The 21379-nt window shown below is 48.8% G+C and carries 16 protein-coding genes and 1 pseudogene; 14 read left to right on the top strand and 3 right to left on the bottom strand.

Features of this window, described 5'->3' with window-relative positions; all coding sequences use genetic code 11:
* Positions 1-25: 25 nt before the first annotated feature.
* Positions 26-1069, bottom strand: a complete 1044-nt coding sequence (locus tag PEH01S_RS02190; RefSeq protein WP_025844531.1) for a zinc-binding alcohol dehydrogenase family protein — start codon at positions 1067-1069, stop codon at positions 26-28.
* A 126-nt stretch (positions 1070-1195) separates the two neighbouring features.
* Between PEH01S_RS02190 and PEH01S_RS02185 the strand changes: the two genes are divergently transcribed.
* The 3 genes from PEH01S_RS02185 (at position 1196) to srtB (ending at position 9130) form a co-directional block, all read left to right on the top strand.
* Positions 1196-1573 (top strand): winged helix-turn-helix transcriptional regulator, encoded by a 378-nt coding sequence (locus PEH01S_RS02185; protein WP_127483776.1) that lies wholly within the window; start codon positions 1196-1198, stop codon positions 1571-1573.
* 557 nt (positions 1574-2130) lie between these two features.
* Positions 2131-8331: a DUF7601 domain-containing protein gene (locus PEH01S_RS02180; RefSeq protein ID WP_164827630.1), complete on the top strand. Its 6201-nt coding sequence runs from the start codon at positions 2131-2133 to the stop codon at positions 8329-8331.
* A 19-nt stretch (positions 8332-8350) separates the two neighbouring features.
* On the top strand, positions 8351-9130 hold the full coding sequence (gene srtB / locus PEH01S_RS02175) for a class B sortase (RefSeq protein ID WP_127483774.1): 780 nt from the start codon (positions 8351-8353) through the stop codon (positions 9128-9130).
* Between the two features lie 28 nt (positions 9131-9158).
* On the opposite strand, the gene PEH01S_RS02170 is transcribed toward srtB, so the two are convergent.
* Positions 9159-9326, bottom strand: coding sequence for a hypothetical protein (locus tag PEH01S_RS02170; protein ID WP_407669406.1), 168 nt, complete (start codon positions 9324-9326; stop codon positions 9159-9161).
* 490 nt (positions 9327-9816) lie between these two features.
* Here PEH01S_RS02170 and PEH01S_RS02165 point away from each other — a divergent pair, with 490 nt between their 5' ends.
* Positions 9817-10764, top strand: coding sequence for an iron-hydroxamate ABC transporter substrate-binding protein (locus tag PEH01S_RS02165; RefSeq protein ID WP_025844539.1), 948 nt, complete (start codon positions 9817-9819; stop codon positions 10762-10764).
* Between the two features lie 422 nt (positions 10765-11186).
* Here the strand turns inward: PEH01S_RS02165 and PEH01S_RS02160 are convergent, their stop codons facing one another.
* Positions 11187-11573 carry a hypothetical protein gene (locus tag PEH01S_RS02160; protein WP_127483773.1) on the bottom strand — a complete coding sequence of 129 codons (387 nt, stop codon included), beginning with the start codon at positions 11571-11573 and terminating at the stop codon, positions 11187-11189.
* Between the two features lie 388 nt (positions 11574-11961).
* On the opposite strand from PEH01S_RS02160, the gene PEH01S_RS02155 reads away from it, so the two are divergent.
* From PEH01S_RS02155 to ahpC, 10 genes and pseudogenes are all read left to right on the top strand, one after another.
* The gene (locus PEH01S_RS02155) at positions 11962-12177 is read left to right on the top strand and encodes a hypothetical protein (RefSeq protein ID WP_127483772.1); all 216 of its coding nucleotides are present in this window, start codon (positions 11962-11964) and stop codon (positions 12175-12177) included.
* Between the two features lie 81 nt (positions 12178-12258).
* Positions 12259-12954: a hypothetical protein gene (locus PEH01S_RS02150; RefSeq protein ID WP_127483771.1), complete on the top strand. Its 696-nt coding sequence runs from the start codon at positions 12259-12261 to the stop codon at positions 12952-12954.
* Between the two features lie 58 nt (positions 12955-13012).
* Positions 13013-13120: pseudogene (locus PEH01S_RS36280) on the top strand (TMEM175 family protein); the annotation flags it as partial.
* 205 nt (positions 13121-13325) lie between these two features.
* The gene (locus tag PEH01S_RS02145) at positions 13326-14021 is read left to right on the top strand and encodes an acid shock protein (protein WP_127483770.1); all 696 of its coding nucleotides are present in this window, start codon (positions 13326-13328) and stop codon (positions 14019-14021) included.
* A gap of 130 nt (positions 14022-14151) precedes the next feature.
* Positions 14152-14850 carry a response regulator transcription factor gene (locus PEH01S_RS02140; RefSeq protein ID WP_127483769.1) on the top strand — a complete coding sequence of 233 codons (699 nt, stop codon included), beginning with the start codon at positions 14152-14154 and terminating at the stop codon, positions 14848-14850.
* A gap of 12 nt (positions 14851-14862) precedes the next feature.
* On the top strand, positions 14863-16314 hold the full coding sequence (locus PEH01S_RS02135; RefSeq protein ID WP_127483768.1) for a sensor histidine kinase: 1452 nt from the start codon (positions 14863-14865) through the stop codon (positions 16312-16314).
* Complete coding sequence (locus PEH01S_RS02130; protein WP_127483767.1) at positions 16311-17444, top strand: hypothetical protein; 1134 nt, start codon at positions 16311-16313, stop codon at positions 17442-17444. The genes PEH01S_RS02135 and PEH01S_RS02130 overlap by 4 nt, the downstream gene beginning before the upstream one ends.
* Before the next feature lie 446 nt (positions 17445-17890).
* On the top strand, positions 17891-19390 hold the full coding sequence (locus tag PEH01S_RS02125) for a malate:quinone oxidoreductase (RefSeq protein WP_025844551.1): 1500 nt from the start codon (positions 17891-17893) through the stop codon (positions 19388-19390).
* 225 nt (positions 19391-19615) lie between these two features.
* Positions 19616-20629: an ABC transporter substrate-binding protein gene (locus tag PEH01S_RS02120; RefSeq protein WP_127483766.1), complete on the top strand. Its 1014-nt coding sequence runs from the start codon at positions 19616-19618 to the stop codon at positions 20627-20629.
* A 177-nt stretch (positions 20630-20806) separates the two neighbouring features.
* Complete coding sequence (gene ahpC, locus PEH01S_RS02115; RefSeq protein ID WP_025844555.1) at positions 20807-21370, top strand: alkyl hydroperoxide reductase subunit C; 564 nt, start codon at positions 20807-20809, stop codon at positions 21368-21370.
* Positions 21371-21379: the final 9 nt, after the last annotated feature.

The following is a 21379-nucleotide window of genomic DNA, read 5'->3' as shown; positions in this document are numbered from 1 at the left end:
ACCAAACGTGCCTTCTTCGCAGGTATCAGAAGTTTTCTAAAACAATCTTACCAATAGACCGTCCGTTTTCCAACTTCTCATGTGCTAAACGCAGGTTTGCTGCATTAATGGGTTCTAGTCGTTCATTTAGTGTAGTTTTTAATTTTCCGTCATCGATTAAGTCCGCCAGGTCATTCAGCAATTCGTGTTGTTTTATCATGTCTTCGGTGTAAAACAAGGACCGTGTAAACATGAACTCCCATACAAACGTTACGCTTTTAGCAAACAGCAAGTCCATTTTCAAGCTTCCTGCCCAGGAAGCCTTATCCGTAGGAACGATACAGCAAATTTTACCTTGTGGGGTAATGGCCTCCGACATATTCGCCAGGTGTTGTACCGTATCATTCAAGCAGAAAATATAATCCACAGTATCTATACCAAATTCCTTGAGCTGAGGTTGGAAAGGGTTGTTATGGTTTATTATAAAATCCGCGCCTAATCTTTTGACCCATTGAGTTGATTCCGGACGCGAAGCAGTACCGACGACTGTCAAACCTGCTAATTTGGCAAGTTGCACGGCAATCGATCCTACTCCTCCAGCTGCGCCGATAATAAGTATACTTTTGTTTTCATTTGTGTTTAGGCTAATTCCTAAACGATCAAACAGGCCCTCCCATGCAGTTATCGAGGTAAGCGGTAATGCGGCTGCTGCCGCGAAATCCAAACTTCTTGGCATTTTTCCTACAATTCGTTCATCAACCAAGTGAAATTCGCTATTGGTGCCTGGTCGAGCGACACTGCCCGCATAATAGACCTTGTCCCCTGGTTTAAACAATTGACAGTCAGCGCCAACTTGTTCTACTATTCCGGCAGCATCCCAACCAAGAATTTTCGGTGATTCGGCTTCGTAGTTATGTTTTTCGCGAACGCCTACGTCTGCAGGGTTGACAGAGATAGCTTTTACATTTACAAGCAAATCGCGGCCTGTAGGTTCCGGTTTATCCAAATGCAGATCCATAAGGCTTTCCGGATCCGATATGGGGAGGTATCGGTAAGCGCCGATTGCTTTCATTTTTTGGCCAGTATTCATAGGTATTCCATCCTCTCAATAGCAAATGTTGTACAGACAGCATTGTATATCAGTTAATTACTTTAAGTAAGTACGCATATTTTTATGGTATAGTATTAAAAACCAAACCTTTGGGAGGATAAGCCGATGGGAGACCGAAGAAACAAGTATGGAATGCATCCAGATCTGCAAGCATGTCCGGTTGAAACAACGCTGGATGTTATTGGCGGAAAGTGGAAGGGGATCCTTCTCTATCAGCTCCTGGATGGAACGAAAAGATTCAATGAATTCAGGCGCCTCAATCCGGGAATTACGCAGTTTATGCTCACATTGCAGTTAAGAGAGCTTGAACGGGACGGCATCATTCATCGAGAAATATATAAAGAGGTTCCGCCAAGAGTAGAGTACTCCCTTACTGATTTCGGAAGGACTTTGGAACCGGTGATTATGTCTATGAAAGCCTGGGGGGAGTCTTATAAAGCGCGGCTTGATGAAAATCGCACGATACAAGTGGAGGAGGGTTAAAGTCAAGTTGGGTAACAAGCCAGGCGGTGGGTACTAGTAACGTTGGAGCAACAACAACGGCTACGCCAACGGTGCCCATCACTTCACTCTACCAAGACGCTTCCGACCTGCCGCTATGCTTACTTATGACGGTTGTTCGACCGCCTGGTAAGCTTTGCACAAATCTACAGATGTTTTGCACACAATATTGAAAATTCCGGGGACAAGACCAGGATGGCCAAAAGCGCTCTTATCGTCAAGGGGTTGTCTATATTTTGTATAGGTCGCGGTACTATAATGGTGACATACGCTGTGTAAACTGGGCGTAGTATGCCATTTACAGATGTAAATGGAAAAGATGATCAATGGAGAGGGGGAAGTAAGTACTACGCATGATCAATGGCCTGCACGCCCGCGGCACTTAACCGTTCATTCGGAACTCCGCAAGGTTTCGATGATCTAAGGGCCGTTGGGATCAAGCGATAGCATATGTCTGTTCGCTTGTTCGTTATATCGGCCGGATGATTCTGCTGTCACCAAAATTTTCGGGAATTTGGGGAGTGGAGGAGATTTTTGTATTGAAACGAAAACGCAGTGTAGGTAAAACTGTGCTATCTTTCTGTCTAGCAGTTTTGCTTGTCTTGCAGACGTTGATGTTCTCTGCAGCTGCATATGCGGGGAGCGAAGGCGGCTCGCCGAGCGCGGACGAATCGTCGTCGGTAACTGAAGCGGTGTACGATACACCGGATGAACCGCCGTCGGTACCTAATGCGGTGTACGCTATGCCGGCTAAGTTCGCAGCGATGCAAGCAGTCCCGGCGGACAAAACGGCGGTGCTCATGGGAGTCAACTCACCCTTTCCGCTGGAAGTCATACAGGACGGGAATGTCTTACAGAGGGGTGCCGCCATTCACGGCAGAAAGCCTTTCTCCTTGAGATCGAACGACATCAAGGTTCCGGTGAAAGGCGACGCCGCCGACCCGAACACGGTGGATGGCAGCACGGTCATTTTGTATGGGGACTGGGTGATGCTGGACAAAGCGACTTATTTTCCGGAAGTGATTCTGCCGACTGCCACCATGACGCTGAAGGAAAGATCGGGCTACACCATTGGAACGGCCTATTTCTCCGAAGCGGGTATCAAGGTGGTATTTAACGGCGAAGAACGATTTTTCAACGGCCAGGGCAGGAACATTACCTTCGGCTTTGAATCCACCGCGAAGGCGGATTTGTCGGGCATAGACTATGGCCAACAAAAGCCGATTGGCATTTTCGGGGCGGGCTACATGCTCGAAAACCCCAATGTCACGCCTGCGTACAGCATTACAAAGAGGTCCAACAGCAACGCTTCCGATAACAACTGGATCAATCAGGCGGCTTTTGTAGAGGGTGCAATCGAGTGGCAGGTGGAACTTGCCGCCACGGATATGTTTGACCCTGCCATTCCACAGCCGCTGGACGGGCTGAAGTTCTATGACGCGCTCGATCCGGTTCAGGTGGGCACCTACGTGGAGGGGTCCCTCAAGGTCAACGGCAGTTCGGTGACACCGGACAGCGGCACCACGAACGCGCTGGCGTATACCTTCCCCGCGGGCTTCGGCGACAAGGCGACCGTCACCTTCAAGACGTGGATTCCCAAGGTGAAGTATTACCGTGAGTATAACAGCGGTAGTAGCGGGTTCGAGACCGTCACCAATACCGCGGAGTTGAGGGACGCGTCGGATAGCAAGCTGCTTTCCTCGAATCCGTGGCGCGTCACCTTCAAGCCCGACTGGATTCAGAAGAGCGGCGTATTGGACAAGCGTTCGAGTTCCGCAGACCCGCGCACGATTACATGGACGATTGATGTCAACAAGAACTACAGCAAGCAGGGGCTGAAAGACTTCACCATCACCGATGCCCTGCCGGCCGGACTTACCTTGAGATCCGCCGCATGGCAGTCGTGGGACAGTGCCAAGAAAGACTGGTCAGCTACGGCAACGCCGATCACCCCTGGCGCAAACAATCTGTATTCTTTCAGTGAGGTAAACGGCCCGATCCGGTTGGTCATTGTGTCCGAAGTTACGGGCAATACAACCGGTTTCACCAACACGGCCACCGCCCAGTGGAAGCTGGATGTCAATACTGTGCAAGACAATGACCAAGCTACTGTGAAGGATGCTGCCGCTGTCACCATTGGAGCCCATACCCTGACAAAGAGCACAAGTGCCGGTGATACCCTTGGTTTGGGCATATTGCCGTGGAAGGTTACCCTTACACCTCAGGAGGCCCTTCCGGACGGTGCGGTGTACGATCTGCTGGTGTATGGGGATGCGAACTCCATCGACTTCACCAAGGTTACCGCCAGCCCGGCGATTGACGCTGCAATCCTGGATCAGTTGAAGGGGAACAATGGGCCGAGATACTACCAGCGGTTTCAGTCCGGGTCCTTTCAGTCGAGTGACGGCTTAACGCATCAGGTATACATACTTTCACAGGATGGGAAGCCTGTCGCCGACTTGCTTCGTGTCACCGGCTACAATACCGATGCGCCCGCTTCCTTCACATTTAATTCCCTGATGACGCAGTGGCAGCACTTCGCGGGCAATAGCTCCACAACTCACTCTAATCAGGCGTCTCTGTTTGAAGGAACAAATCGGACACGCGATTCAAATCGGCCTTATCACCAGATCAACGGCGGTATGTTGGCCAAAGAGATGCTCTATGCATCAAAGCCGGCGGGGACATCCGTTAACCCTGCCAATGTCAACCACTACATCCGAAATGACGCTAACGAAGCACATACACTGGCAGCCTATGATCAGGTGACCAAGACGGTGACCTTCCGGCTGTCGGTCAATATGAACGGCCTGAAGACCGAGGAGATGGCAAAGGATGGCGGCAATCACGTTGCCAGCGACATTAAACTCGTCGATACTCTACCCGAGGGCTGGGAGTTTGTGCCCTATTCGGAGGGACAGGCTTTTGCGATTTACAAGGGAACCCGGGCAGATTACGGAGCGACTGTTAGCGCAGCAACGCTTATTTCCGACCCAAGTGATCTTGTGAGCTTCTCCGCCGCAGGGAACATAGGTACTTTTTCCTTTACCAAGCTAGAAAGTCCCTATGTCGTTCTGGTCAAGGCAAGACCCACCGAGGCGGCCCTGCGTCAATACTTTGAAACCGGCGAAGCCAAGCATGAGATGACGAACACCGCCGAGCTGAAAATCACATGGGGGGATGAGCCAAGCACAGTAACAGCCACCCGCAAGGTCATCGTCCCGATGCAGTCGCTGGGCAAATCGGTGACGAAGCCGAACCCCGGCGTGCTGGAGTGGACGGTGAATTACACCCCGCCCTTCGAGGTGAAGGACGGCGTCTATCTGCAGGACACCCTTGGTCAAGGGCTGGCGCTGCGCAAGGATGAAAGCGGGAACCTCTCGCTGCGACGCCCTGACATGGCGGTGTACCGTGCCAAGCTGACCCCCAGCGGCGAGCTGACGAGGGACGGCGATGCGCTGAACCTGTACGATCCGAACAGCGAGATCAAGGTGGAAACCGTCACAGAAGGCGGCGCGACCCGGCTGATTTTCCGGATAGCGAATCCGAACCAGCTCTACCAGATCGTGTATCAGACCGAGGTCACTGAAGTGCCCAGCGGCGGGAAGGTCGGCAACGAGATCAAGCTGATGGGCGACGACACCTTGAAGAACATCGGTGCCAAAAGCGAACACGCGGTCGACAACAGTGACGTGGGCGGTAGCGCCGAAACCCAAGGCAAGCTGGATCTGGTCAAGGTCGACCCCAAAGGCAAGCCGCTCGGCGGCGTAATATTCACGCTGTATGAGCCGGACGGCATAACAGAGGTCACCAAGGGAACTACAGGTTCGGACGGCAAGCTTAGCTTGTTTGCCAAAGCGGGGCTTTACGTGCTCAAGCAAACTTATATCGACCCGATCACCTATCTGCCGACCACAACGGTTTATCAGGTGCGTGTGGCGTCCACTCCTTGGAATCCCATCTGGGTAGACGGGGTGGAGGTGACCAGCGCCAAGCCGCTCGTTGTGCCAACCCCGGTGTGGGAGACGGGCCATCTGAAGCTGGACACGGCGATAGAGGGGAAAGCGGCGGACCTCAACAAGGAATTTGAATATACGATTACCTTCAGCAACGGCAAGTCCTATGCCTATTCTGGCGCAATAAGCGGCACCGTGCCCAGCGGCGGAACCGTTAAGCTGAAAGGCGGCCAGGCCATCACCATCAAGGATATCCCGGACGGCATCGCCTACACCATCGTCCAGAAGGGGTACACAGATGAGGGCTACGCTACCGATCCGGCGGATCTGAAGCGTACCGGCAGCATCGTAGCGAACGAAACGGTCGAAGCGAAGTTCGTCAACGGCAAGTACCTCCCCGGCAAGCTGACGATCGGTCAGACGGTCGCGGGCAATGGCGCGGACAAGAATAAGGCGTTCGAGTTCACCGTCACCTTCGAAGGCGCGGGTGGGGGCAAGACGTATACGTATACGACTTCGGGCGGTACGACGGGAACCATCGGGTCCGGTGGCAAGATCTCCCTCAAGCATGGGGAAACCGCCGTTATCGATGGGATTCCTAAGGATACAATCTACACCGTCACCGAGACCGATTATACGGACGACGGCTACACGACGAATTGGCCGGACCGGCAAACGACCGGCATCATTGCCGAGGAGGGCGACCATAAAGAGGAGGTCGTCAACACGCGGATGGTGTACGGCGGCCTGCTGATCGGGCAGACGGTGGAAGGCAGCGGGGCGGACAAGAATAAAGAATTTGAGTTTACTGTCCAATTCCCGGACGCCGCTGCAGATGAGGCGTACGCCTACACGAAGTCGGACGGCACGACGGGAACGATCAGATCCGGCGAGACGATCACCCTCAAGCATGGGCAGACCGTCGCCGTTGAAGGCATCCCGAGCGGTGTTCGCTATATCGTCACCCAGACCGATTATTCGGGCGAGGGTTATACCACCGACCCGGTGAATTGGACGCATAGCGGCACCATCATGGAGAAGAAGATTGCCGAAGCCCGCTTCGTCAATGCGAGGCATCTCTCCGGCAAGCTGACGCTGACGGCGGATCCCGCGGTCGTTCCCGGCAACGGTACGTCGCCTTCGCAGTTGACGGCAACGTTGACCGATCATGAAGGCAAGCCGGTTGCGAACCAAGATGTCATCTTCATCCTGCCAGATCAATCCGAAGTAACGGCCAAGACCGATGCGGAAGGAAAAGCGGTCATCCCTTACACACCGCCGAAGCTGGACGCCGCAACGCCTGAGGATCACCACATCACGGCCAAGGTGGACAGTCTGACGGAAGGAAAATTGACCGCCACCACGAAGGTAACCGCCGTACCGGCGGCCATCACCGGGGTACTGCGCGACAACACAACGGGCGAAGTGATTCCGAATGCGACCGTTGTAATCACCAACGAGGCGAATGGCGAGAAGCACACGATCACGACCGATGCCGCTGGCGCGTACTTCCTCCCTGTGCCATATGGCGGCGAGTATACGATCAGCTTCACGAAACAGATCAAAGTCAATGGCGTAGACGAGTCGATTACTTTCACGCAAAAAGCGGATGTTGACAGCAATGTGAAGGGCGGCGAGCTGGTTCCGGCGCACATCACGGCTGTAGGCGTCGTGCTCCTGAAGCAGCCTGAAGGACAGTCTTCGCTGCTGAACAGCTCGCTCGCCGGCAAGGTACGCATTTATTTGCGGGATGCGAACGGCAAATATATTGTGGATCAGAACGGCGCTCCGAAAGCATTCAGCTTGCAACCGAACGGCGCATTCGCCGTGAATGGTTTATCTGCAGAGAACTACAAAATGGAAGTGCGTTACGAAGTTGAGCCGGGCAGAGAACTGACGCTCATTCGGGATGCGGGGCTGGACGTGAAGGCGAATGGAGAATTGAATATTTCTCAGGAGCTCGTCGACCCGTATGGCATCATTACGGATGCAACGACCGGCGCAACGATCGAAGGCGCCGAAGTGACGCTGTACTATGCCGATACGCCGAAGAATAAGGCGAATGGCATCGTGCCAGGCACGAAAGTGACGTTGCCTGCGATTCCGGGCTTTGCGCCGAACGATAACGCCAGCCCAAGTCAGAACAGCGACGCAAACGGCGCATATGCGTACATGGTGTTCCCGAACACGGACTACTATCTGGTTGTAACGAAAACCGGATATGAGACGTATACGAGCCCAACTATCTCGGTCGGAAGCGACATCGTACGTCACGATGTACAGTTGAAGCCGGTAAGTTCCGGCGGCAATGACGGAGGAACTGGACCCGGCAACCCTGGGCCTGACCCCGCGAACCCCGGATCCACCCAACCTGATAATTCCGGGTCCGGCGGCGGCGACGGAGCCAACAACGGCGACAAAGGAGCCAATAACGGCGACAAAGGAGCCAACAACGGCGACAAAGGAGCCAATAACGGCGACAAAGGAGCCGATAACGGCGACAAAGGAGCCAATAACGGTGACAAAGGAGCCAATAACGGTGACAAAGGAGCCGATAACGGTGACAAAGGAGCCAATAACGGTGACAAAGGAACCGGCGACGGCAACAATGGAACCGACAACGTCGACAACGGAACCGGCAACGCCGATAACGAGCTGGACGATGCTCCGAAAACAGGGGATAGCAGCCCATCACTAATCATCTATATGGCTTTGGCGCTGATGTCCTTGATTACGCTCGGAATCTGTCTGCTCGAAAGCAAGAAGAAAAAGCACATCCAGTAACCGGAAAGGCGGTAAGAAAATGAGTAAAACCAAAAAATTTCTTATCGCCATTTCCTTAATTCTGTTAGTGTTTTCTCTCGTCGAAATTGCGAGAACTCTCCTGCGGGATTATGCTGAGCAACAGAAAATCGAAGAACTGACAAAAGTTTGGGAGGAAGAGTCGGACAAAGGCGGAGGGGAGGTACTCCCCTCCTCTTTGATCACCAAGGCGGATGAGCCGGCCATGCTTTCCGAATTTCAAGAGCTTTACGAGAGAAACCCGGACATCGTCGGTTGGCTGAAGATGGACGGCACCCGAATTGAGTACCCGGTCATGCAGAATCCACAGGATGAGCAGTACTATCTCAATCATGATTTCGATAAAAAGGAAAACAAAGGCGGTCTCCCCTTTTTGGACGCGCACAGCCGGATCAACGGTTCGGGCATTTTGCTGATTCACGGTCATCACATGAAAAACGGCTGGATGTTTAAAGATTTGATGAAGTACAAGAAAGAAAGCTTCTATAAGGAGCATGCTACGTTCCAGTTCAGTACGCTTTACGAAAAGGAAGAGTATGAGATTGTCGCCGTCATTCTGTCAAAAGTTTATCGTAAATCGGACGACGTTTTTAAATACTACCAGATTGAGAAGGTAAGTACGCCCGCCGAGTTCGATTCGTATGTTCAGAACATCAAAAAACTCGCTCTTTACGACACGGGCGTGACAGCCCGGTATGGCGACAAGCTTATTGTACTGTCTACGTGTGAGTACTCGACCGAAAACGGTCGGTTAGCGGTGGTCGCCCGAAAGCGAAAATGACGATGTTGAAATACGGAGTCAAGCTGCTTCATAACCATTGTATGGTCGAAGCAGCAACGTTAAATTCCCTCTTCAATCCAGGAAACGCATTGGTAAGTAAATTTTCGTTAAGAAACGCGACAAATGCACCGATGAGTAGAGCGGTTAACATTGCCCCTCTTTTCATTCCCCTTGCGTCTTGAGCCCGTTTGTCCATCTTCTACCTCCCGATTGTTCATTTTTTTCCGCCCATTGTTTGGAAACCACTTATCCCACATCCCTTGAAGATCATTTTATGCGAGGTTGGAAAAAGCGAAATCGCTCTTCAGATTCGGAAATTCATCATATCTCGAAAGCATACGGGGGGGGGGCGCTCACCGTACCTATGGTAGAGCGTGATCATATTGCCATCCTGATTCAATTCCATGTACCCGTAACATGTTGCTTCAGGCGCTTCAGCGCAAAAGAGCGTAAATGTAAACAGATAAAAGTCGCTTCGCATCCGTTAGCAGTTTCAACATACCGTATCACAAGTGGTGGTACACATGATTAGAAAAGAAACTGGCCGACAGGGAAGTCAGCCATAATGATTGAAAACGAAATTATTTGACAAGATTTCGATGTGATTATATTGTATAAATAGAAAATGATATTGATAATCATTATCAATTTTTGCTTTCTGCAATCCAACACAAGGAGAGCCGAACATGAATAACAAGCTGTTAATCCCCATCATCCTGCTGTTGATGGTCATATCCAGCGCATGCGGCAGCCAAGCCAGCAATAAGGAGAGCGCATATACTAAGAATGCCGCCGCACCGGTCGCAGACTCCAAGGAGCTTGGAAAGGTAACGTATCAATCCGAATCGGGTCCTGTGGAGGTTCCGGCGAATCCGAAGCGGATTGTAGCCTTGACGTATGCGCCGAATGTGCTCGCGCTTGGCGGGACATTGGTCGGAGTGGATCAATGGACGCAGAAGAACCCTTTGTTTACGAAGAAGCTGGAGGGCATTGAGGTCGTGTCGGACGAGAGCTTAGAGAAAATCACGGCGCTGAATCCGGATCTGATCATTGTGGGCACCGAAATGAAAAACAACGCCGAGCTAAGTAAAATTGCGCCTACCGTTGCTTATACGTGGGGCAAACGGGATTATTTGGCACAACAGCTGGAGATCGGAAAGCTGCTTAACAAAGAAAAGGAAGCGCAAGCGTGGATCGACGATTTCAAGCAGCGTGCGGAAGCGGCAGGCAAGGAAATCAAATCCAGGCTCGGCGATAACTTCACCGTGTCGGTGCTTGAGACGGATACGAAAACCTTTTATGTATTTGGGGATAAATGGGCGCGCGGCACAGAGATTCTGTATCAAGCGATGGGGTTACATATGCCAGAGCGTGTCAAGAAAGATGCACTTGGGCCCGGCTACCACATGCTCTCTCAAGAAGTTCTGCCGGAATATGCAGGCGATTACATTGTTCTTAGCAGGAACCTGGAGGGTGATAAATCGTTCATGGATTCGGAACTATGGAGGAATATCCCGGCCGTCAAGAACAATCGTATCATTGAGATCGATACTAAAGCCTCTAGTTATAGTGATCCGATAACACTTGAGTATTTGCTGGGTATTTTCAAGAAAGGCTTTCTTGGTAAAGAGTAGCCGAAGAAAACTACAAGACGTTGAAATTTTTGGAGGGCACCTTTATGCGGGTGTCCTTCTATTTTGGGATTGCCTTTGTCGGACTATTTGCATCCGAAGGTAGGGACTCTTATTACGGTCTCCCCAAGGATGGACGAAAGAAAGCCGGTGGCGGAGGCAAGAGGCACATCGGGACGGCAATGATATCGATAATCAGCAGTGGCAGGTTCTTGTAGATGTTACCGTCAATCGGCAGTCCGAGCTTCCCCCCCGCAAGTCAATAAACGTGGAGCGCCGCGAACAAAAATCCTCATCAGTACACAACATTTGCCGTTCTTTCCATGGCTTGGGGCGGTACCTGTTTGGCGGCGGTGGTCCGCCCAAGCACGATGTTCTTGAGTCATCTGTCTTACCTCAATACGATAGGGTGGTTGTACTGGAGTCTAGCGTAGTGTCAGCCCCAAGACGGTCAGAATGAGCGCAACGGCCATCAAGATCCAGCTAGGATGAGGGCGGCGCATTACCCAAAGAGAGATGATGGAACCATACAGAAAAGAGCTGCCAGCAAGCAGGCCCGTCGCGAGCCTTGCATCCTGCCCGAACCAGATTGCGGCGGCGATCAAAGTGAGCCCGCTGAGCAACCAGTTGAAGGTGGTGAATTGCAGAAGCAACGTCACGAGCTTTTGCAGCTGCGCAGATATCCGCCCATCCGCCACAAAAACCGCCTCGATCGGCTTGATTATCAATCGCTGCATCAGAATGCCGTGAGCCACTGCCGTACCGCCGCCGATAACTCCGGCCGTCATCAAGGCAATACTATTCCAGTCCATAGCCATACACCTCCAATGATTATTACTACGATTTCGTAGTAATTACTGAAGATCAATTTAACATTGAGTATGAAGTGCTGTCAATAATGAATTTTAGCCGCTAGTCTAACGTCCCATCACGTATGGTGTCACTCCTCATGAGAACACAATTCGTTATTGATATTACTACGAAATCGTATTAAAATAAACGCAGGCCTATTATTGCGAAACCGTACTAAAAAGGAGTAGCCGATTGAAGGTATGGATTACGATAAAGAGATCATTCAGGATATTTACGGGAACGAATACCAAGAAAGATTGACAGCACTTCGTAATAAGCAGAAAAATGCACAAGATCCAGGCGATAAAAGATAAACTAATGCTGCATTGGTGCGCGGAGCATTTTGACTTGAATGAACACTGCATCGGCGGCAGCTTGGAAATACTGAGTCTGGTGGAACGGGATACGCTCTATCGAAGAAATCCTTCCGTCGATAAGCGGTTGATCGAAAAGACGTCAGGCATTGAGTATGACTGGCGTATGGAGGTTGAGGAGATCACTTCTGGTCGATTGATTGAGGAGGGAGATGTTTCGCATCATCAATGCCCAGCTTATTTTCCGTAACTTCATGGGAGCTTCATTACGCTGACGGAAAAGATAGCTGAATCATGGAGATCTTAATTGTTAGACCTGGGGGGAATTACCATGCTCCTGAAAGATACCGATCAACTGGATGATTTAAAGGCTTTTCTAATTAGCTGGTACGGAAGTTATGATAGCTCCTACGGTGTGCCTGAGGACGAGATTCCGGCATATCTGCCCGAGGCGTTGCGTGAGTTATATGCGTTTGCCGGGCGCTGGAAAGATGGCTCGGATGGCCACCTTGAGAACTCCCCGGAGATATTTCAACATCAGGATTGCCTGTATTCGGTGGAGCGACTGAGAAAGGATAAGAATAAGGTCACGTTTCTTGAGGAAAATCAAGCAAACTGGACTTGTCAAGTGGAGGCCGGCAACAACCATTCTCCTGTCTACTGTGATGAATGCCTGCTTTGGGATGACAATGTAGAAGGACACATCATCGTAAATGACTCTTTATATCATTTTTTGAAAAGCTTTTGCTTGCAGGAGGTTGTTTTTGGCTGCAAACATCTTTATACGGTAGAAGGAAAAATCGATAATATCCAGACGTTGTTTGATCAGCCGATTGAAGAAGTGTGGCTTCATGGATACTATATTAGCCCCAAAGAAGATGGGCCTACTCATTCATTTTACCGTTGCGGGGACGTATTGGTGATGGAGCTTCATGGGCAATATTGGCTAGGATATAATTGTGATTCGCCTGCGGTCTTTAACGATGAAACCTATTCTTCCATAAAACTTATAAAGATTACATCTTAAATTTTAAAACAGCTTTATGGAACGGAGGGAGAGCATGCTTAAGGATGGGCAAACGGCCTTGACCGCCCATGTGAGTCCTTGGATATCGTGCTTCTTTTTCGTACTCGCTGCCGTCATCTGGTTTGTGCCAGATAAGCGAATCGAGCATGCTCTGAAAGGCCCGTAAGAAAAGCTCTTCGATTCTCGCGTACAAGCGGGCTTCGGAGAGCTTTTTTGACTCAGAGCAACAAACAGGACGCGTGAACGGTTCAATCCGGAAACAAAGAGTTTACAAGTTGGAAACAACCTAACGAACGATGGAAACAACCGTTTTATACAATAAGAGCATGATGATCATCATAAAAATCTTTCCATAAAAGGAGTTTTTGAACATGAAAAAAGTACTTATTCCTACGATCATTGCCATGATGGCAATCGGTTCGGCATCGGCTTTCGCCGCGGAACATACGACTGGTGGCAATACCCAAACCGCAAGCACAGCCATCGAGTATGCGAAGAGAACTTTATTTAACCCGGACGGAAGCACAGCTGCCGTATATGAAACATGGGCCGATCCCGTAACCCATAATGAACGGCTTGATTATTTGGAACCTGTTAAAGGAACGGAGGCCATGCAAAGAATCGGCGGCGGTTATGTGTTGGACAACGGCAAAAGGTATATTAAGGTCGGACGGGACACGGAGGGCAACCTCATGGGATCTGCAATAACGGCAAAAGATTCGGATAAGAGTATGTCGGACTTATTGGTAACCGAAAAGCAAGAATATATCAATGAATACAAAGAGGGGACGCGGCGTGAAGGCTGGACGGATGAGGGAATGGTACCGACTTCGGACGGGAAGAAGCTGAAAAAGCTGTCCAGAACCGATCATTCGAAAGCATTTAAAACGACCTATACGGAATCGATATTCCTGGATGAAAGCGGATTGCCGGTGCAAGGTGAAATTTATCAGGAGAAAAACGGCACGAACAGCCTATTATACACTTACGTATACGAATTTAAGAATGTCGAGAACGACGGCAGCTTGTTCGAAACGAAAGAAATCAGCTTGCAGGAAGTCCAATAGGCTGCACAGCATCATCTTGAACCAATACTATAGAGGGGCGGCAAGCTCCTCTTTTTAGGTTTAAAACGTCTATCTACATAGATGATATAATAGTCGAAAGGACCTTGTATTGGGTGCAGGAGGGAAACCGGTGGGGAATCGAAAGATACTGATTATTGAGGACGAGGAGAACATATCGGATATACTCTCGCATTACCTGAACAATGAAGGCTTTCAAACCAGAGTGGCCCATTGCGGAAATCAAGGACTGCAATTCGTACAAGAATTTGCCCCTGATCTTATATTGCTTGATTTGATGATGCCGGACATGGACGGGTTTGAAGTATGCAAGCGAATTTCCGCCAATTACATCATTCCCATTATTATGATTACCGCAAAATCGGACGATATCGATAAAATACTCGGTATGGAGCTTGGTGCGGACGATTATATCACGAAGCCCTTTAACATCAGGGAAGTGATTGTAAGAATCAAAACGATCTTCCGAAGGATCGATTTAATTTCCGAAGCCAAGGCCGATCACCGTGAGCATAAAGCGATGAAAATCGGGGACGAAATCGAGATTTTTAAAGAAAGACGCGAGATCTATAAAAACGGAACGAAAATCGAATTTACCAATAAGGAATATGAACTGCTGGTCTATTTGGCAGAGCGTCGCGGAAGGGTAGCAACAAGGGAAGAGCTTTTGGATCAAGTCTGGGGTTATGAGTACATAGGCGACGGCAGAACGGTGGATATCCATGTTCGAAGGATCAGGAAGAAGCTGGATGAAGATAAACACTCATCCGTCATTGAAACCATATTCGGCGTCGGATACAAGCTTGGCTGAGAAGGAACCGCGATGAAATTTTCGATTCGGTTAAAAATCTTAATTTATGTTTTGATTGTCCTGTTTGTAGGACTTTCCGGGCTTACGTTCGCCGCTTATTATACGACGGAACAAAATACGAAGCGTGTCATAAAAGCGGATATGATGGAAGCCAAGAAAAATCTTGATATCTATTTGAGCCAGTATTTGTTGTTTAATAATATGGACAGCAGCGAGACGTCGATCATGGCCGACGCTGAAAATATATCCAAACAGTTAACCGCACAGGTGGGAAGCACGGTAGATATTTACGACCGGAAGGGACAAAAACTGTCATCCAATTCGGCGCCGATAGCCGCTCTTGACGATTCCGAAGATTTGGAAAGGGCGATAAAAGGCGAGATTTCCTATACAACGAATTTTATAGGGAATAAAGTGGTGGTGAGCTTGTCTTACCCGATTAAGGAATCCGGCATCGGCATTGTCCGATACTACAAAGATTACACGGAATTATATGACTATAATCAAAGGTTCAAACGTATCATCAGTCTTTTTGCCACGATCATTTTCGTTATGATATTCGTTACCTCTTACATTTTTTCCAGGCAAATCACCAAACCCATTATGAAGCTTACGGAAGCCTCCGAAGAGGTTGCAAAAGGGAATTTCGATGTCGATATTGATATTGCGTTGACGGATGAAATCGGACATCTGAGCTCCAGATTTAAGATGATGGTTCGTAAAATCAGAGAACAGATCGACATTATTAAACAGGATAGAGACAAGCTCGAAGAAATGCAGAAGCAGAATAAATCGTTTTTCGATAATGTGACCCATGAGCTAAAAACGCCGCTGACCACCATCTCCGGGTATGCCCAGGCCATTGAAGATTTGGGCATTAAAGACGATGAATTCACCAGAAAAGGACTTGCATCCATTATCAATGAAAGCAATCGATTAAATAACATGGTCATCGAACTGATCGAGTTGTCCAAAGCTTCGTCCAAGAAGTTCAGCTACGATTTTACCGATGTGAATATGAGCGAGCTAATCCGGGAAACTTGCGAAGAAATGACGATCAAAGGAAAAAAATATAACATATCCATAACGTGTCATGTACAGGGAAATATCTATTTGCAGGGAGATCAGGGCCGGTTGAAGGAAGTACTGATTAATCTCATCGACAATTCCATTAAATATGGGGATGTGAATTCGACCGTTCATGTCCTTTGCTATCGGGAGCAAAACGACGTGATTATTACAGTGAAGGATCAAGGAACGGGAATTCCCGAGGAAAGTATTGAGAAGGTATTTGACCCATTTTACAGGGTCTCCCAAAAGGTTTCAAGAGAATTAGGCAGCTCGGGACTTGGACTGACGATTGTGAAGGAGATCGTCGAAAGGCACCATGGTCAAATCGAGATTATAAGCAGATGGAATCAGGGAACTGAGGTCATTTTGCGGTTCGGAAGTGTGGTTTCATGAAATCGTTCAGAAGCTTTATCACTTTAGCTCTGATCTTAGGTGTATTTATAGCGGGATTTCATCTGTTGAGCAGCCTGTCCTTCAGAGGCAAAGCTTCCTATCTGACAACATTGGATAAGGAGCTTTTTCAGAGGCCATCGTCCAATCATGGGGAAAACCCTTTTGCCGTTAGCAGAATTGTAAAGTTCACCATACCGTTCAACTTACTGGAGAGCGATCTCCTGAACATGAATTCACTCGCTTTTACGAGTTCGAGCCGGGAAGTTAAACATTCGGTTCAAACCGGCATCTACGACATGTCCAAAAACCAGTTGACCCATGAGTTCGATCAACAAAACGGAGTAAAGGACAGTAAAATCAGCGTTTCTGCTGACGGCAAAATGATACTGGTTTCTTACATGGGTATGGAAGATCGGCCCGGTGCAACCTATGTGTATGAGGCCACGACGAACAGCAAACGATATACGTTTAACGGAACATTTGCGGCAACATGGCTGCCCGACAGTCTTCGATTCGTAGGCATGGACGATTACTTGTTCGTTCAGAATATAAAAACCGGGCAGCGGGAAAACTTACTGAACCTTACGGAATATGCCGGAAAGCACCCCAAAACCTCTCTAAGTTTTTATGTATTAAACGATGGCCAAACGGTATGTTTGTACTCTGATGTTAGCAATGCCAATCTGTTATTGGTCGACTTGGAAACAGGAAAACAATGGAGCAGCACATTAAAAGGGCAAATTTTTAACTTGGTTCCCATCGACAACACCAATACTGCAGCCGTAGGCTTGTTCGAGGATCAGCTTGGCATCTTTCTTTACGATGCGGCAACGAATTCACTTGAGCCGTTTATCGATTTGAATAACCAGAAATTAATCCATATCAGTGTATCGCAGGATGGCAAGAAATTAGCTTACAGCATTCTGAAAAACAATGTGGGAGGATACGGAGTTGAAGTTCATGCCGTCCATCTCAACAATAAAAAAATCATCAGTCATGAAGTGATTTATAAAGAATCAAACCAATTTATAGATAAGCTCCTATGGAGCAAAGACAGCCAGATGCTGTACTGCTTTCAACAAAATACGGATGGAACCACCCTATACAGGATCACATTTAACCCGTCGTGAAGACAAAGAGCTGCCGGAAGGGACAGACGTCTCGGATGAGTCGAAAAGTATTAGAAGAAAGGCATAATTCCAATCTTAGGGCCGCCATTTTGGTGGCCTCTTGTCGTTCAGTGAAAACTTGCCATTTATAGTAAGAGTGGTGAACCCTTGCAAGCAGCTGGGCTAAAGCCTTGTTTTTTTGAGTATTCCTATGGTTTTGTGGGCGGATTCCCGATTCTTCACGGCAACCGTATGTCTCACTTAAATTTTCCGGCTTTTAAATAGCAGCTAACTATCATATAATAGTAGATATCTTAATCTATATTTAATAGCGATACGCGATGGTTAGGTTTATTATAATTGGTTCAGAAAAGGGTGTGACTAGGTCGCGCCCTAGCTTGCTGTGGAGCTTAAAGCAAGAGTGCCTACATCTTTTCTTCAAATAATAGCGCGTAAGGACGGTAAAAATGAGTAACAGACAAACCAAAACAGACGTTATCTTAATTGGTGCCGGAATCATGAGTGCGACTTTGGGAACGCTGCTGAAGGAATTAGTGCCGGACTGGGAAATTACAGTGTTTGAGAAGCTCGAAAACGCAGGAGAGGAAAGCTCTAACGAATGGAACAATGCCGGAACGGGGCATGCGGCACTGTGCGAGCTTAACTACACCGTCGAAAAACCGGACGGATCCATAGATATTAGCAAAGCTATAAAAATTAATGAAGAGTATCAGGTTTCAAGACAGTTCTGGTCTTATCTGGTAAACAGCAATCTGATACGTAATCCGCAGGAATTCATCATGCCGCTGCCTCATTTGAGCTTAGTACAAGGGGAGCAAGATGTAACGTTTCTAAAAAAACGTTTCGAAGCGCTGTCTAACAATCCTCTGTTTCAAGGGATGGAGTTTTCCGACGACCCGGCAAAGCTGATGGAATGGATTCCGCTTATTATGAAAGGCCGGACATCGAACGAACCTATAGCGGCAACAAAAATCGACTCTGGAACGGATGTCAACTTTGGCGCTTTAACGCGCATATTGTTTGACCACTTAAAGAGTAAAAACGTCGATATCAAATTCAAACATCAGGTTGACGATCTTAAACGCGCTAGCGACGGCTCGTGGGAATTGAAAGTGCGGAATGTCGATAGCGGTACCATCGAACGCCATACGGCAAAATTCGTCTTTATCGGCGGCGGTGGAGGAAGTCTGCCCTTACTGCAGAAATCCGGTATTCCTGAAGGGAAACATATCGGAGGATTCCCGGTAAGCGGACTATTCATGGTGTGTAAAAATCCGGATGTTGTAGCGCAGCATCATGCCAAAGTATACGGCAAAGCCAAGGTTGGCGCTCCTCCGATGTCTGTTCCGCATCTTGACACAAGATTTATCGACAATAAAAAATCGTTGCTCTTTGGACCGTTTGCCGGCTTCTCGCCAAAGTTTTTAAAAACCGGTTCCATGTTTGATTTGATCGGTTCTGTGAAACCGAATAATCTGGTAACGATGCTGGCGGCAGGCGCCAAAAACGTTCCTTTGACAAAATACCTGATCCAGCAAGTGATGTTATCGAAAGAACAGCGTATGGAAGAGCTACGCGAGTTTATCCCGAACGCCAAAAGCGAGGATTGGGATATCGTGGTAGCGGGCCAACGTGTGCAAGTTATTAAAGATACGGCTGCCGGCAAAGGAACGCTTCAATTCGGTACGGAAGTGATTAATGCCGCCGATGGCTCGATAGCTGCATTGCTTGGCGCTTCTCCGGGGGCTTCTACCGCCGTTTCCGTTATGCTTGAGGTCATAAAAAAATGCTTCCCGCAGCATATAAAAGCGTGGGAGCCGAAAATAAAAGAAATGATTCCTTCTTATGGCGTGTCCCTGTTGAAAAACCCAGAGCTGATCCACGAAATTCATACTTCAACAGCGCGGGCGCTTGGGCTAAACCCTGAATTGCAACCTGCCATGTAGACGGAAAAATAAAATGAATGCAGCGGCCTTCATCCTGAAATTCCCTGGGACGGAGGCCGTTTAGTTTTGCCTGCAATTCTTCGTAACGGTGGGTCAACGAACAATCCATTGACAGGATAATTGATAATGATTATAGTTATCAGTTGGTATAGCAGGTCAACCTGTCGTTAGGTTGATGCTGCTTGCGGCAACATCCATCATAAATAAACGGAGGGAGGGCATCCTATGAACTGGAAACGTACATATCCATGGGTAGGACTGCTGTTAGGAGCTGTAATAGCAGGAAGCGGATGCTCAAACACAACGGATCACGGCGCAGCCTCCAGCACTTCTCCGTCAGCATCCTTTTCGGATGCTTCTTCAACAGTGAAGCCCGCCGCTGAGCGTGTGCTGAAGGATGCGCTGGGGCACGAAGTGAAAATACCGGCAAACCCCCAGAGGATTGTCGTGTCCTATTTGGAGGATCATCTGGTTGCCCTTGGGGTGAAGCCGGTCGCCCAATGGTCCGTCGGCAACGGAAAGTCGGTGCAAAGCTACCTCCAGAAGGAGCTGGACGGGATTCCGACCATCCCAAGCGATCTTCCCTTCGAATCGGTCATGAGCTTTGCTCCGGACTTAATCCTCATGGATAGTGCAGAGCTGGTAGCTGGAGACAAATACGCCCAATATGCCAAGATTGCTCCGACCTTCACCGTGGGGAGCGGCGTCAACAATGACTGGCGGCAGGAATTCATGACTGTGGCCGAGGTGTTGAACAAAAGCGAGGAAGCTAAGAAAGTTTTGGAGAACTACGATTTGAAGGTGAAGGAAGCCAAGGAGAAATTAAATCAGGCCATCGGAACCAAATCCGTGGCTGTTCTCTGGGTAACCGAGAAAACGGTCTATGTGCCTAACGAGCATCTGTCCAGCGGCGACGTTCTGTACCGGGACCTGGGGCTAACCGTGCCGGAAGAAATTAAGGAAATTTCCGAAACGGCTACAGCCAACTGGAATCCCATTACGATGGAGAAGCTTGCTCAAATGAACATTGACTATCTGTTTATTGTGAACAGCAAGGGCGCAACGAAAGAGGAGATCCTGAAGGACCCGGTTTGGGCCGGTATTCCTGCAGTCAAAAACGGGCGCGTATTCGAATATGACCGCACTTCAAGCTGGCTGTATACAGGTGCCATTGCAAATCGCCAGATGATTGACAATGTGCTGGAGAGTATCTTGAAGGAAAAAACAAGCAAGCCATGACCCTCTGCTCCACAGGACGAGTGACAGAATGAAGCCGAAGGGAGCAGGTCTAGCTTCACGATCTTCATCATACCTTCATAATATCCTCATCGTAGCTTCATGATCAAAACGGCTGTCTGCGTTATGATTAATACATAAACCAAATCTCAATTCCAAATTTAAGGAGGAACTATCAGTATGTCTCTTATCGGAACTGAAGTAAAACCATTCAAAGCATCGGCTTATCACAACGGCAAATTTATCGATGTTACGGAAGCCGACTTCAAAGGGAAGTGGAGCGTCGTTTGCTTCTACCCGGCCGACTTCACGTTCGTATGCCCGACGGAGCTTGAAGATCTGCAAAATCAATATGAAACGTTGAAGAGCCTCGGCGTCGAAGTATACTCCGTCTCCACGGATACTCATTTTACGCATAAAGCATGGCACGATAGCTCCGAGACGATCGGCAAAATCACATATATCATGATTGGCGATCCTTCTCATACGATTTCCCGCAATTTCGACGTGTTGATCGAAGCCGACGGCCTTGCGGATCGCGGTACGTTCATTATCGATCCGGACGGCGTGATCCAAGCGATTGAGATCAATGCAGGCGGCATCGGCCGCGATGCAAGCATTCTGGTGAACAAAATCAAGGCTGCCCAATATGTTCGGAACAATCCGGGCGAAGTGTGCCCTGCGAAATGGCAGGAAGGTTCCGCAACGCTGAAGCCGAGCCTCGATCTTGTAGGAAAGATCTAAGGAGCGAAA

This window comes from Paenibacillus ehimensis NBRC 15659, assembly GCF_004000785.1.
GTDB lineage: Bacteria > Bacillota > Bacilli > Paenibacillales > NBRC-103111 > Paenibacillus_G > Paenibacillus_G ehimensis.
This window is presented reverse-complemented; position numbering and strand designations above follow the sequence as displayed.